The organism is Leptotrichia sp. HSP-342 (assembly GCF_041199995.1).
Classification (GTDB): Bacteria; Fusobacteriota; Fusobacteriia; order Fusobacteriales; family Leptotrichiaceae; genus Leptotrichia; species Leptotrichia mesophila.
The window spans coordinates 2,294,411-2,309,159 of sequence record NZ_CP165646.1; the positions used below are offsets into that span (position 1 = coordinate 2,294,411).

A 14,749-nucleotide genomic window follows, 5' to 3' on the forward strand; every position below is an offset into this window, starting at 1 on the left:
ATAAACCTTTATTGCAAGGTAAGGTTTTGCGGCAATGAGCAATCCTACGAAAATAAAAAATAAAAAAGCTGAATGATATTGTTTCCCACTTAATCCTATTTTTTTACTCTATCTATTTTTAAAATCAAAATCTTAATTATTTTAATTTGTATAATTTTTCATTTTACTAAAGACAACCAATATATATTTTAATAATTTTCCACAAATTCCTTCACAGACAAAATCTTTCCATCCATTTCCATTTCCTTAGACAAATCACTGATATACGGTTGTTTTACCATGCTTTGCTCCAATGTATCAAATTGCCAGAAAATATCACGTTTATCTCCATCAGCGATAACTTTTCCATTTGTCATTACAATTACCCTGTCAAAATTTTTTACTACAAATTCCATATCGTGAGTTATTGTAATTATAGTTTTTCCTTGCTTTTGAAGTTCGTCAATCAAGTTATGCAAAACTCTCATTCCTCTAAAATCCTGCCCTGCTGTTGGCTCATCCATTACAATAACGTCTGAACCCATTGCAATTACTGCGGCAATTGTAACAAATTTTCTCAAGGAATACGGTAAATTGTACGGATTTTCCTTTTGATATTTTTCAAGTTCCGTTAATTTTATGGCATTTTCCACCATTGTTTTTGTTTCATCAGGAGAATATTTTAATTTTTTTGCTCCAAAGGCTATTTCATCGTAAACATTGTTATGAAATATCTGATCCATTGGATTTTGAAAGACATATCCGACTTTTCGGCTCATTTTGGCAACGGTATATTTCTTTGTATTCCAGTCATCTACAACAACATCTCCGCTTACTGGCTTTAAAAGTCCATTCAACATTTTTACCATCGTTGTTTTCCCAGCTCCATTTTGCCCAATAATCGCAACTTTCTCCCCTTTTTTAACTTCAAGAGAAACATCATTAAGCACATTTTCAGTTCCATTCGGATATTTAAAACTCAAATTTTTTACAGTAATAAAACTCATAGTTTTGTCTCCTTTAAAAATTTTATTAAACAATTATCTTCAATAATTATTTTATTGTTCCAGCTCCTCTTTTTTCCTCTTCATGTATTCTGTAACTGTTCTAAAACTAAAAAAAGCCCCAAATATTATAAAAGTTACTGATACTATCAATAAATTTTTATAAAAAAAACGTTGATTGAAAACTTCATTTATCGAATTAAAAAACTCTGCTGTAAATTTTGTTTTCTCAGATGAACTTATAAAATATGCCAGTTCAGTCACATTTCCAAGATAAATTGTTATAATTGCTGGAATATATGCAAGAAAAAGGGCTGACAACAATTCTTTATTTGACGGCTCTTTATTTTCTTTTGGTGCAAATCTGCTTCTATTCTTATCCTTTTCATTTTCAAAATTTTTTTTATCATATCTATTTAATCCGTATGTCCAGCCACTACATATTCCTAAAAAAATCAGCACTTCAAAAAAAGGTATGTATTTATTAACAAATATTTTAAAAAGGCAGTATAGACAATAAACAATTGTCATCACAAAAAATAACAAAATAATTCCTAATAAGCCTGACAAACATCTTTTCATCAAAATTTCCCTTTCTCACTTTCCAAATTTTCTTATTTTCTAATAAAATTTAGGATATTTTTTATCAAAATTTTCTATTAAATTTTTTAATAAAATTTCCTGACAAATTACTGTATTTTTAGCTTCAATTTCAATAATCGTATTCTTTTTCAAATCACTTACTGTAATTGTGCCGATTTCAAATTCAATATTATAATTTTCCCAATCATAAATCTCATTATCAAATGTTACAGACTTATTCGATACTTGTATTTTGGGTGAACTTTCAAAAATCTGAGTCAATTCCTGCAATCCTTCTTCACTTGAAAATAAAAATTTATTTTTCACAAAACCTTGATTTTGAAATGGAAAAATCTCAACTCCGCCATTTTCAATATTTTCTGCCGCTTTTGGAAAATTTTTTTCTAAAAAACATTTTTGAAATACTGAAAATAAGTCATAATCATACCCGCTTCCATCTATCTTTTTCCAATTACCACCCTCAGATTTATACAAAATTTTAGAAAATTTCTTCATTTGAAATAATCTATTATCCTTAAAGAAGAAATATTTTAAATTTTCATAGTACACTTTCTCTTTTTTGAAAATAAAATAATCATCATAAAATTCTATGTTAGGAAATTTATTTTTGTAATAAAAAATAAACAATCCATTTAATAAGACAAATAGTATAAATAAGACTATTGAAGTTGAAACAGAAGATACGCTAAAGCCTTTTTCCATTTCTTCTGTAACTGAGAAAAGCAACATTATATCCAAAAATATCAAAATTCCTAAAATTTGTATTCTTGGTTTGGAATAAAATATAGTCCAGTCTATTTTTATAATTTTTTTCAGTTTTCCTTCTTTCATAAAATCCCTTTCTCTTCCAGTAATTTTTGATAAATCTCAAAATTTTCATCTTCAAAACATACAAAATTTACTTTTTCTATAAAATCACTTTTCGCCAAATATTCTGTCACAGCGTTAATAGCAGTTTTTGCAGCTAAATCTTTTGGAAATCTGTACACTCCTGTCGAGATATTTGGAAAGGAAATATTTTTCAGTTTATTTTTTTCAGCCAATTCTAAACTTAAGATATAGGTTTTTTAACAATTTTTATTTTTTATTACTTTATTTTTTCAATAACTCCACTATCTTTTCCTTGGTTATAGGAATTTCTTCAAGCTCAACTTTTCCTGATTTTTCAAGTTCATAAGCAAGTATAGAATATTGTGTCATACCAATTTCCTTTTCTAGCAAGATTTTATTATTTAAAACTTCTTCCGCTTTTCCGCTCAAAATTATTTCTCCTTCATCAAGGACAAGTATATTTTGGGCATATTCTGCAATAAGTTCAAGTTTATGTTCAACCAAGATTATTGATTTTCCTTCATTTGCCATTAAATTTATAATTTTGAAAATATCTTCTGTTCCTTTTGGATCAAGCTGTGAAGTTGGCTCGTCAATAACTAGAATGTCAGGATCCATTGCGATAATTGAGGCAAGTGCCACTCTTTGCTTTTGTCCGCCAGATAAATCGTAAGGATTTCTGTCACGCAGCTTTTCAATTTCAAGCAGTTTCAATATTTTTTCAACTTTGGAAATTATTTCTCCTTTGTCTAAACCTAAATTTTCAAGTCCATAAGCTATTTCCTCAAAAACTGTATCTTTTACTCCGCTAATCTGTGTAAACGGATTCTGAAATACAAACCCAATTTTCTGAACAAGTTCCTTTTGAGAATAATCTTTCAGTTCTTTATCTTCCAGCGTTATTGTCCCTGTCAGTTCCCCTTTATAAAAATCAGGCACAAATCGCCTTAACATATTGCAAAATGTCGTTTTTCCGCTCCCATTTTTTCCGATTATAGCCCAAAATTCGCCTTTTTTTATCTCGATATTAATATTTTTCAGAGCTTGTTTTTCTTCAAGCGGATATTTGTAGTTCACATTTTCTATTTTGAAATAACCCATACCACCCTCCACACAATACACAGCACTATAAAAATAGCCAGCATAATTTTCATAATTTTATCATTTTTTGTTTCTTTTATATCATTCAATATTGTCCGCTTTTCTCCAATCGAAAACCCACGTGCCTCCAGCGTAATCGCTCTTTCTTCAGTATTTAAAATAGAAGATAGCACTAATGGCACAAATACTGGTAGTAAAGCCCTCGTTCTCACAAAAATATTTCCTTCTGTTTCCACACCTCTTGAACGCTGTGAATCCAAGATTACGCCAGCCTGTTTTCCCATTTCAGGAATTATTTGAAAAGTTAAAAGAAGGATAAATGCAAATTTAGGATTTATTCCTTTTTTTTCAAGAGCTACTGTAAAATCCTTTATTGAAGTTATAAGAGTCAGTAATGTAACTGAAGCCACGATTGCCCATAACTTTGATGTGATTTTTACAGCTTTTAGTAATCCAGCTTTATAAATTGTAAAAATCCCAATTTTTGCTACAATTTCATTTGAAGCAAATAACGTACTTTGTGCAGCAAATATAACTAAAGTCAGTAAAAATAAACTTATAAAAACTCTTTTGAAATAAGCGCTGCCTTTTCCATAAAAACTTGCTAAAATTCCACAAACTATAACAAGCACATAGCCATAAAAGTCATTTGGGATTAAAAATGCTGAAATTATAAGTGATATTGCAAAATATAACTTTGTAAGCGGATACAGCCCTTCTAAAAATTTTTTTATCATTTTATTTCTCCACTTCTATTTTGTTCCATGAATATAGTTTTCTCCATACTTAAATTTAATCAAATATCTATCAGACATACTTTTAACAATTAACATCGCAATAACAACTGTTATTACTTTATCACCAATTTCTGAAATAAAATTAGATAAAGTTGCAGCAACTTTTAAGCTTATCCCTTGTTTTACAAAAAATGAAGTTAAAACTCCAGTTGCATTCGGTGTAATTCCACCATACATTAAAATTGTTATTAGAGTAGATGAACTAATACTAACTATCGTCAATATTAATGTACAAACTACTATTTTTACAACATAATTTTTCATTTTAAATCTAGTCAATGTTCCCATTACAACAGCAATCAAAATTCCAACTGGTATAAATGCCAAATTTTCAGGTGCAAGTCCACCAGTAACTATACTTGTAATAATTGCAGCAACTGATCCAACCCAAGGACCAGCCAGAAGACTTATAAAAACTGTTCCTATCGAATCAAGAAATAATGGCACATTTAACATTTTTGCAATAGTAAATCCTGTAAAATTAATAGCCACTGCTACTGGTATCAACAAACTTGACATTAAAGAAAAATCCTCTTTTAAACTTTTCATTTTTCTGCCTCCTTAAAATTTTATTTACTATATTTTAAAACATATTTGGCAATATTTCAACCTTTGGAAGAAAGTTTTGTTATTTTTTTAACAATCATATTAAATTTATTCTTTAAATATTTTTACTATTTTCTATTTAAAAAACAAAAATTATACTTTATACTAAAAAATATAGAGGCATTCATCAAATAACATAATAATTCTTTTTTAACCGCTTTTTTAATCATGTGATATTTCCTTCAGAACATTCCTTATTGGACTTTCTTTTCCTAAAAAAAAGATACAAAATACAGAGAGCAGGACGAGAAAGAAGTAAATAGATATTTAAAAAAATTACCAGAAGCAGGTTCAGGCAGAGAAATAATCTATATTGATGAAACAAATTTTGACGAATATTACTAGATAAATAAGGCTGGAGTAAAAGGAGAATATCTATAGAAGAGCAGATAAGAGATATAAATCAAACTGAATTCCTTTTTGAACAAAAAAATGGCGTCCCCGGTTGGACTTGAACCAACGACCCTCTGATTAACAGTCAGATGCTCTAACCAGCTGAGCTACGGAGACGCAAAGAAAAAAAGTTTGGCAACTTCCTATTTTCCCGGGACGAATCCAAGTATCGTAGGCGCAGGCAGACTTAACTGCCGGGTTCGAAATGTGACCGGGTGTATCCCTGCCGCTATGATCACCAAACTATGTAAGATTAAATTGTATGAACTAAGACAATGAGAAATAAATAGTAGAAGTAAAAGACTACCTAAAAAGCATATGTAATATTAGTACCAGTCAGCTAAACGCATTACTACGCTTACACCTCTGGCCTATCGACCATGTGTTCTCCATGGATACTGCGAGTACTCATCTCAAAGCCGGCTTCCCGCTTAGATGCTTTCAGCGGTTATCCGTTCCAGACGTGACTACTCAGCCGTGCCACTGGCGTGACAACTGATACATCAGAGGTCTGTCCAACCCGGTCCTCTCGTACTAAGGTCAGATCTTTTCAGTACTCAAGCGCCTGCAGTGGATAGGGACCGAACTGTCTCACGACGTTCTGAACCCAGCTCGCGTGCCTCTTTAATGGGCGAACAGCCCAACCCTTGGGACCTTCTCCAGCCCCAGGATGAGACGAGCCGACATCGAGGTGCCAAACACTTCCGTCGATATGGACTCTTGGGAAGTATCAGCCTGTTATCCCCGGGGTAGCTTTTATCCGTTGAGCGACGGTCCTTCCATTCGGAACCGCCGGATCACTAACTCCCACTTTCGTGCCTGCTCGACCCGTCAGTCTTGCAGTCAAGCTCCCTTATGCGTTTACACTCTTAGGCTGATTTCCATCCAGCCTGAGGGAACCTTTGAACGCCTCCGTTACTCTTTGGGAGGCGACCGCCCCAGTCAAACTGCCCATCTAGCACTGTCTCCGTTTCCAGATTAGAATTCCGACGGCATATGGTTGGTATTCCAACAGCGACTCTGCCAAGACTGACGCCTTGGCTTCATAGTCTCCCAACTATCCTATACACATGCAGCCAGAACCCAATGCCAAACTACAGTAAAGCTCCACGGGGTCTTTCCGTCCTACTGCAGGTAGCCGGTATCTTCACCGGCATTACAACTTCACCAGGTCTCCAGCCAAGACAGCTCCCAAATCATTTCACCATTCGTGCAGGTCGGAACTTACCCGACAAGGAATTTCGCTACCTTAGGACCGTTATAGTTACGGCCGCCGTTCACCGGGGCTTCAATTTGAGTCTCTCAACCCTCCTCTTAACCTTCCGGCACTGGGCAGGTGTCAGCCCATATACGTCGCCTTTCAGCTTAGCATAGACCTGTGTTTTTGGTAAACAGTTGCTTGGGACTCTTCACTGCGGCCTGTTTCCCCTCAGGGTGTTTCTCCCATCAGGTATATCAGGCACCCCTTCTCCCAAAGTTACGGGGCCATTTTGCAGAGTTCCTTAGCTAGAGTTATCCTGTCGGCCTTAAGTTTCTCACTCTGTCCACCTGTGTCGGTTTACAGTACGGGCGCTGCTTCTCATCGATAGAAGTTTTTCTCGGCAGTGTAGGATCTGCAGCTTATGCAGATGCACTTACCCATCAGGTCTCACATTTAGGCATGCGGATTTTCCTGCATGCCCATGCTACGCCCTTAGAAAGGCTATTCCGTCAGCCTTCCCGCATACCTTCCTGCGTCACTCCGTCTCTCAGGCGATAACAGCGGTACAGGAATATTAACCTGTTTTCCATTCGCCATCACATTTTTGCTTATGCTTAGGTCCCGACTCCCCCAGGGCGGACAAACCTTCCCCTGGAAACCTTGGACTTCCGGCCGGCGGGATTCTCGCCCGCCTTCTCGCTACTCATTCCTGCATTCTCACTTCTGATACCTCCAAGACTGCCTTACGGCGTCTCTTCAACGGCCTACAGAACGCTCTCCTACCAGGCGTAAAAACGCCTCCGCAGCTTCGGTTTATGTCTTAGCCCCGTTACATCTTCGGCGCAGATACTCTCGACCAGTGAGCTGTTACGCACTCTTTCAAGGCATGGCTGCTTCTAAGCCAACCTCCTGGTTGTCTGTGAATATCCACCTCCTTTCCCACTTAGACATAATTAGGGACCTTAGCTGGCGGTCTGGGCTGTTCCCCTCTCGTCCGAGGACCTTGTCATCCACGGACTCACTCCTGACTATTAATATGCGGTATTCGCAGTTTGCTTGATTTCGGTAAGCAATACGCCCCCTAGACCATACAGAGCTCTACCCCCGCATATCTTAATATCAAGGCTGCACCTAAATGCATTTCGGAGAGAACGAGCTATCTCCTAGTTCGATTGGCTTTTCACCCCTAGACCTATCTCATCTCCCAACTTTTCAACGGCGGTGAGTTCGGCCCTCCACTGAGTCTTACCTCAGCTTCAGCCTGGACAGGCCTAGATCACTAGGTTTCGCGTCTATGACTAGCGACTTAATGCCCTATTAAGACTCGGTTTCCCTTCGGCTCCACTTTATTAACCTTGCCACTAATCATAACTCGCAGGATGATTAACCAAAATCCACGCAGTCACACATAAAGTGCTCCTACCGTTTGTAAGCACACGGTTTCAAATTCTATTTCACTCCCTTGCTCAGGGTTCTTTTCACCTTTCCCTCACGGTACTCTTCACTATCGGTCAACAGTAGTATTTAGCCTTGCGTGATATGGTCCACGCTGATTCACGCCAGATTCCTCGTGCCTGACGCTACTCGGGTGCTTCCAGTCACAGCATATGTTTTATGTTCTACAGGACTATCACCTTCTTTGGTCCAGCTTCCCAGCTGGTTCCACTTACACACATGCAGCTTAAACATTATGACAATCCGTTAATGGAAGTCCCTCAACCCCGTGCCAGCAACGCTGTCCGCTTGGCACTGACACGGTTTAGGCTCCTCCCTGTTCGCTCGCCGCTACTTAGGGAATCGTTTTTACTTTCTTTTCCTCCCGCTACTTAGATGTTTCAGTTCGCGGACTTACCGTTTTCACACATATCCTTCAGATATGTAGGTTTACCCATTCGGAAATCCAGGGATCAATAATTATGTGCATCTCCTCCTGGCTTATCGCAGCTTATCACGTCCTTCATCGGCTACTGTTGCCTAGGCATCCTCCGTGTGCCCTTATTAGCTTTTTCTCCAGAATAACTTTTACTCTAGTTTTATTGTAATCTTTTACCTACTATTCATTTCTCATTGTCCTAATATAAAACATAGAAGATATAAGAAGAAGCTGTGTTTATTTCTCCTTAGAAAGGAGGTGATCCATCCGCACCTTCCGGTACGGATACCTTGTTACGACTTCACCCCAATCACTATCCACACCTTAGATGCCTTCCTCCTTACGGTTGGACCAGCAGCTTCAGGTGCAGACAACTCTCGTGGTGTGACGGGCGGTGTGTACAAGACCCGAGAACGTATTCACCGCAGCATTGCTGATCTGCGATTACTAGCGATTCCAGCTTCATGAAGCCGAGTTGCAGGCTTCAATCCGAACTTGGACCGGCTTTCAAGATTCGCTCAGCGTTGCCGCCTGGCTGCTCTCTGTACCGGCCATTGTAGCACGTGTGTAGCCCAGATCATAAGGGGCATGATGACTTGACGTCATCCCCACCTTCCTCCTGCTCTTCGCAGGCAGTCTCACTAGAGTCCCCAACTTAATGATGGTAACTAACGATAGGGGTTGCGCTCGTTGCGGGACTTAACCCAACATCTCACGACACGAGCTGTCGACAGCCATGCACCACCTGCCTCTGCGTTCCCAAAGGCACTGCCCGCTCTCACGGGCATTCGCAGGATGTCAAGATCTGGTAAGGTTCCTCGCGTTGCGTCGAATTAAACCACATGCTCCACCGCTTGTGCGGGTCCCCGTCAATTCCTTTGAGTTTCAGCCTTGCGGCCGTACTCCCCAGGCGGATTACTTATCGCATTTGCTTCGGCACGGACACTCTTCATGCCCACACCCAGTAATCATCGTTTACAGCTAGGACTACCAGGGTATCTAATCCTGTTTGCTCCCCTAGCTTTCGCACTTCAGCGTCAGTTGCCGTCCAGTGAACTATCTTCATCATCGGCATTCCTGCACATATCTACGAATTTCACCTCTACTCGTGCAGTTCCGTCCACCTCTCCGGTACTCTAGCCCTGTAGTTTCCGGGGCAAGCCTGCGGTTGAGCCGCAGGTTTTCACCCTAGACTTACAGGGCCGCCTAGATGCCCTTTATGCCCAATAATTCCGGATAACGCTTGCGACATACGTATTACCGCGGCTGCTGGCACGTATTTAGCCGTCGCTTCTTCTGCAGGTACCGTCACTTTCTTCTTCCCTGCTGAAAGCACTTTACAATCCGAAAACCTTCTTCGTGCACACAGAATTGCTGGATCAGGGTTGCCCCCATTGTCCAATATTCCCCACTGCTGCCTCCCGTAGGAGTAAGGGCCGTATCTCAGTCCCCTTGTGGCCGTTCACCCTCTCAGGCCGGCTACCTATCATCGCCTTGGTAGGCCATTACCCCACCAACTAGCTAATAGGACGCAAGGCTCTCCTGCAGCGTCTCCTTTCATCAGGCTTGACATGCGTCAGCCTGACAATACCAGGTCTTATCAGTCGTTTCCATCTGTTATCCCTGTCTGCAGGGTAAGTTCCTTACGCGTTACTCACCCGTCCGCCTTGGCTAGTCTGTGCAAGCACAGCTTCGCCAAAGACTTGCATGTGTTAAGCATTCTGTCAGCGTTCATCCTGAGCCAGGATCAAACTCTTCATTCAATATATCATAAATATATTTTATTTCACCTTAGTTTTGACAAGTTCATATCTTACTCTACTAAAATATGTACTCTTGACTTTTGTTTTATCTATTACACATTATTGCTTCTTCTATTCTTATTTTCTATTGTCCTGTGATACCTTTTTCGTATCGACAAGATATATATTACCATAATCGCTCCCTTTTGTCAACTACTTTTTTTGAATTTTTCTAAATTTTTTCATAAGTGTATTGTATAATCAAGTGCAACACCTAAAACATAGTAAAAATGATGTACTAATATCTAACTCCTTCCAACAGAGGACAAATTCAGGCTTACCAAAATGAAGACAAGTCCATCCGCTTCATCGCAAAGTTGCTTGGAAAAAGTCCTTCCACTATTTCAAGAGAACTCAAAAGAAACTCTGTAACTCAGATGGTTTCATCCTACAGCTTTAAAGATATCTGTATTGCTGATACTGCTCACATTCTATACAAAAAAAGAATACAGAAGTGTCTATGCCATAAGCAGTATGACCCTCTATATCTTTGTTGAGATTAAAAAAGAGATTTTTGAAAAAGAGAAAAGGGTTCACAGCATTGACACCTTCTGCAATATCTACAAAAGAAATAATCTTGATAAAGCTATCCCTTCAACCAAAACTGTATATGAAATAATTCACAGAGGGGAAACTAAAGGAATAAAGCCATACATGCTTCCTAGAATGACTAAACTTAAGCCTAGAAAAAAAACTGATTGGACAACGTAATGCTAAAAAGAATAAAAGCATACTGGGCGCAAGAATTGAGCAGAGACCTGAGCATATTAACAGCCGTGAAGAAAAAGGATACTCTGAAATTAATGCCGTAAAAGGCAAGAATGGAAAAGAGAAAAAAATACCAGAAATACAAAAAATTTTGAATAAGAGATGCAGAAAAATACTGAACTATCGTTCAGCAGAAGAGTATTATTTTGATAACACTACAGCATAAAAATTAAAGAGCAGAAAAATCTCTGCCCTTAAAAAAACTTTAACTTTATATTATTTTTACTTTCTGTTGCACTTGACTTGACAATACACCGTTTTTTATAATTTTATACTAATCCTGTAACTTTTATTCCTCTGTTAACTATTGCCTTTATAAAGTTATTTCCTAAAAGTTTGTTGCTCCATACAAATGAATACTTTATTTTTACAACTTTTTAATTCTTTTATCTATAACGGCTTCTTGGATGGAATTCCTATTTTTCTTGGATATTTTTTGTCTGTTTTTTGTAGTTTTAAAATTTCCAAAATTATCCTTTTATCCATACTTTCTGGAAGATTAAATTCAAAAGTTTTGTTTATTTTTGCATTTAAAATCTTTAGAGCATTTTTCGATTCTTCTATTTCGTTTAGGTTTAATTTTTGTGGTAAAAATCGTCCATTTACTTTTATGAATGGAATCATATACTCCAGTATTATTCTTAAATTTGCTACTCCTCGACAAAGAGCAACATCAAAACATTCTCTTCTATCTTTTATTAATTCTTCTGCACGTTCAAAACTTGTGGTTACATTCTGTAAATTTAATTCTTTTATTACTTCATTTATGAATTCTATTTTTTTCCTTACTGAATCTACTAACAAAAACTTTTTCTCTGGGTAATAAATAACAAGTACAAGCCCAGGAAATCCAGCACCTGTTCCCACATCTATAAAAGATTTTTCGTCATCATTTATAACTTTTGTTAAAAGTAAGGAATCTATAAAATGTTTTTCCAGCATTCCTTTTTTCTCACGAATTGCTGTTAAATTCATAATCTGATTTTTATTATATAAAAGTTCCAAAAATTTCAGCATTTGTATAATTTTTTCATCTGGTACTTTAATTTCTGATTTTGAAAGCAAGTTTAAGAAATATTCTCTTAAATTGGCTTCTTCGTTTATATTTTCCACTTTTTCTCCTTACATTCCATTAATATATAAAAACTTTCTTTAGTTTGGTTTTAAAATAGCCAAATTTATTTTAAAACTCCATCTAAATACATTAGCAGCACAGAAATATCTGCTGGCGTTACTCCAGACATTCTGGATGCCTGTCCTACATTATATGGTCTATTTTCTTTCAATCTTTGTTTTGCTTCTCTTGTAATTCCCTTCATACTGTCATAGTCAAAATTTTTAGGAATTTTTTTATCATCAAGTTTTTGCTGTTTTTCCATAATTTGGATGGCTTTGGCAATGTAGCCCTCATATTTTGTCTGAACTTCAATTTGATATTCAGTTTCATCGTCAAAATTTAGATTTGGAACATTTTCAATGATTTCAGCGATATATTTTATATCTTGATATGTAACTTTTGGACGACGTAAAATTTCCTTTAAAGTCGTTCCACTTTTGAGACTTTCGTTATATTTATCAAGAATTTCCATGAGTCTTTGGTTACTGCTTCCAAGTTTTATATTCTCAAGGTTTTCTATTGTTATCTTAACATTTTTTTTCTTTTCCTGTACAATATCATAATATTTTTTATCAAGAAGTCCGATTTTATAAGCCTTTTCAGAAAGTCTTATATCAGCGTTGTCTTCACGTAAAATAAGTCGAAATTCAGATCTTGCTGTAAACATTCTATATGGCTCAAACAATTCCTTATTTATTAAATCATCTATCATTGTTCCAATGTATGAACTCTCCCTATCCAAAATAAACGGCTCTTCTCCTTTAATTTTTAAAGCTGCATTGATTCCTGCGATAATTCCCTGTGCAGCTGCCTCTTCATAACCGCTTGTCCCATTTAGCTGTCCAGCTAAATAAAGTCCTTTTACTTTACGCGTTTCAAGAGTGTAGTCAAGTTCGCTAGGGTCTACAATATCGTATTCTACCGCATAACCATATCGCATTATATGAGCATTTTCAAGTCCATCAATTGTATTTACTATCTTTTGTTGCAAACTAGCGGGATAGCTTGTGGAAAGTCCACTTATGTAGACTTCCGCCGTGTCAAATCCTTCTGGCTCCAAAAACAGATGATGGCTGTCTTTATCATTAAATTTTACAACTTTATCTTCAATTGACGGGCAGTATCTTGGTCCTGTGCTGCTTATACTTCCATTATACATCGGTGCTTTGTCTAAATTATCAAGTATTAGCTTATGTGTTGTTTCATTTGTCCGTGTTATGTAGCATGATAATTGAGGTTTTTCTAGAACTTCACTATTTGGCGTTCTCATTGAAAATTTTAATGGAATACCTGTTATTCCTGGCTGTTCTTCCAATTTTTCCAGATTTAATGTTCTGATATCAAGTCTAGGAGGAGTTCCTGTCTTGAATCTATCCATTTTAAATCCTAAAGATTTCAGGGAAGTTGTTAAATCTTCTGCTGATAACTCTCCCATTCTTCCACCTTTTACCCTTTTATCTCCAATATATAAAATCCCTCTTAAGAATGTTCCTGTTGCAAGCACAACTGCTTTTGCAAAAAACTCCATTCCTGTCTTAGTTCTTATTCCTTTTATAACCTTTTCAATTCTTTTAGAATTACCTTCTAAAATTTCAATTTCTTCAACAATTAATTCTGTGACAATATCTTGAACAGTATCTAAATTTTGCTGATTTTCTATTGTTTTTTTCATTTCCCTTGCGTAAATTTTTCTATCTGCCTGAGCCCTTAACGAACGAACTGCTGGTCCTTTTTTTGTATTTAGAATTCTCATTTGTACAAAGCTTTTATCCATATTTCGTCCAATTTCTCCACCTAATGCGTCAACTTCCTTAGCCAAATGGCTTTTTGCAGGCCCTCCAACTGATGGGTTACAGGACATAACACCTATATTATCTAATGTTATTGTAAAAATTGCTGTATTCAATCCTAATCTCGCTGATGCCAATGCCGCTTCAATTCCTGCATGTCCAGCACCAACTACAATTACATCATAATTTCTCATTTTATTTATAAATTGTAATTTTTTATGCTCAAAATAACACTTTGATCTAAAATTACATTCTCCTTTCGTTTCCAATTCTTTTTATAAATCCATTATATATTAATATTTTGTTTTTTTCAATAAAGTATTTTCAAAAAAGAAAAAACGAGTTATGCAACTCGCTTACAGTTTATTTAATAATTCGATTTTTATTTTCTGTTTTGGTGGAAATGACGGGAATCGAACCCGTGTCCAAAATAGAAAGTTCTTACTATCTTCTACAAGTTTAGTCTATTTAACGCTTTAACCATTAGATATTAAACAGACAAAAGTCTAAAGGCGAGATTATAAGATTTCCCCAAATGACATAATCATACATTTGAGTAAGCCATTAAAAATGACATCATCTAATGGAAAAATGGCGTTCCCAAAAGAGATGAGCTGCTATCTTAGGCAGCTAATGCGTAATTATCGTTTCCGATTATTTTTAAGTTGGATTTTAAAGCTCCCGCTTACTTGCCAATAGTAATCTTTTTATCCTGTCGAAACCAAAACATTCCCTTATTTTAAAATTTACTTTTTTTAGTATAGCATATATTTAAGATTTTGAAAAGATATTATTTAAAAATTATGTTAGCCTTGTTCGGAAACTTTATATTTTTTTATTTCTAATAAGATGTCTTGCTTCCCTTAGAGCAATATTTATCTCAT

Annotated in this window: 10 protein-coding genes, 1 tRNA gene, 3 rRNA genes, 1 other RNA gene and 1 pseudogene; 2 read left to right on the plus strand and 14 right to left on the minus strand. The window is 36.4% G+C overall.

Features of this window, described 5'->3' with window-relative positions; all coding sequences use genetic code 11:
• Positions 1 to 188 precede the first annotated feature (188 nt).
• From AB8B23_RS11425 to AB8B23_RS11475, 11 genes are all read right to left on the minus strand, one after another.
• Positions 189 to 986 carry an energy-coupling factor ABC transporter ATP-binding protein gene (locus tag AB8B23_RS11425; RefSeq protein ID WP_369712839.1) on the minus strand — a complete coding sequence of 266 codons (798 nt, stop codon included), beginning with the start codon at positions 984 to 986 and terminating at the stop codon, positions 189 to 191.
• Between the two features lie 51 nt (positions 987 to 1,037).
• Positions 1,038 to 1,565 carry a hypothetical protein gene (locus AB8B23_RS11430; protein ID WP_369712840.1) on the minus strand — a complete coding sequence of 176 codons (528 nt, stop codon included), beginning with the start codon at positions 1,563 to 1,565 and terminating at the stop codon, positions 1,038 to 1,040.
• Between the two features lie 39 nt (positions 1,566 to 1,604).
• Positions 1,605 to 2,417, minus strand: a complete 813-nt coding sequence (locus tag AB8B23_RS11435; protein WP_369712841.1) for a hypothetical protein — start codon at positions 2,415 to 2,417, stop codon at positions 1,605 to 1,607.
• Entirely contained in the window at positions 2,414 to 2,629 is a 216-nt protein-coding gene (locus tag AB8B23_RS11440) for a macro domain-containing protein (protein ID WP_369712842.1), read from the minus strand. The genes AB8B23_RS11435 and AB8B23_RS11440 overlap by 4 nt, the downstream gene beginning before the upstream one ends.
• 49 nt (positions 2,630 to 2,678) lie before the next feature.
• On the minus strand, positions 2,679 to 3,518 hold the full coding sequence (locus tag AB8B23_RS11445; RefSeq protein ID WP_369712843.1) for an energy-coupling factor ABC transporter ATP-binding protein: 840 nt from the start codon (positions 3,516 to 3,518) through the stop codon (positions 2,679 to 2,681).
• Entirely contained in the window at positions 3,500 to 4,255 is a 756-nt protein-coding gene (locus AB8B23_RS11450) for an energy-coupling factor transporter transmembrane component T (protein ID WP_369712844.1), read from the minus strand. The genes AB8B23_RS11445 and AB8B23_RS11450 overlap by 19 nt, the downstream gene beginning before the upstream one ends.
• 15 nt (positions 4,256 to 4,270) lie before the next feature.
• Entirely contained in the window at positions 4,271 to 4,864 is a 594-nt protein-coding gene (locus AB8B23_RS11455; protein ID WP_369712845.1) for an ECF transporter S component, read from the minus strand.
• 490 nt (positions 4,865 to 5,354) lie between these two features.
• Positions 5,355 to 5,431: transfer RNA gene (locus AB8B23_RS11460), tRNA-Asn, on the minus strand.
• A 13-nt stretch (positions 5,432 to 5,444) separates the two neighbouring features.
• A 5S ribosomal RNA gene (rrf, locus tag AB8B23_RS11465) occupies positions 5,445 to 5,557 on the minus strand.
• A 63-nt stretch (positions 5,558 to 5,620) separates the two neighbouring features.
• A 23S ribosomal RNA gene (locus tag AB8B23_RS11470) occupies positions 5,621 to 8,524 on the minus strand.
• Between the two features lie 115 nt (positions 8,525 to 8,639).
• Positions 8,640 to 10,151 (minus strand): 16S ribosomal RNA (locus AB8B23_RS11475).
• The 16S, 23S and 5S rRNA genes sit together here with 1 tRNA gene alongside, the layout of an rRNA operon.
• A gap of 293 nt (positions 10,152 to 10,444) precedes the next feature.
• Here AB8B23_RS11475 and AB8B23_RS11480 point away from each other — a divergent pair.
• Both AB8B23_RS11480 and AB8B23_RS11485 read left to right on the plus strand, forming a co-directional pair.
• Positions 10,445 to 10,687: pseudogene (locus AB8B23_RS11480) on the plus strand (helix-turn-helix domain-containing protein); the annotation flags it as partial.
• A complete protein-coding gene (locus tag AB8B23_RS11485) occupies positions 10,602 to 10,901 on the plus strand; it encodes a hypothetical protein (protein WP_369712846.1) in 300 nt (99 codons plus the stop codon). The pseudogene AB8B23_RS11480 and the gene AB8B23_RS11485, both read left to right, overlap by 86 nt.
• A gap of 447 nt (positions 10,902 to 11,348) precedes the next feature.
• Here the strand turns inward: AB8B23_RS11485 and rsmG are convergent, their stop codons facing one another.
• The 3 genes from rsmG to ssrA form a co-directional block, all read right to left on the minus strand.
• Positions 11,349 to 12,071 (minus strand): 16S rRNA (guanine(527)-N(7))-methyltransferase RsmG, encoded by a 723-nt coding sequence (gene rsmG / locus AB8B23_RS11490; RefSeq protein WP_369712847.1) that lies wholly within the window; start codon positions 12,069 to 12,071, stop codon positions 11,349 to 11,351.
• Between the two features lie 65 nt (positions 12,072 to 12,136).
• Positions 12,137 to 14,059 (minus strand): tRNA uridine-5-carboxymethylaminomethyl(34) synthesis enzyme MnmG, encoded by a 1,923-nt coding sequence (mnmG, locus tag AB8B23_RS11495; protein WP_369713940.1) that lies wholly within the window; start codon positions 14,057 to 14,059, stop codon positions 12,137 to 12,139.
• Between the two features lie 201 nt (positions 14,060 to 14,260).
• Positions 14,261 to 14,599, minus strand: a transfer-messenger RNA (tmRNA) gene (gene ssrA / locus AB8B23_RS11500).
• Between the last annotated feature and the right edge of the window lie 150 nt (positions 14,600 to 14,749).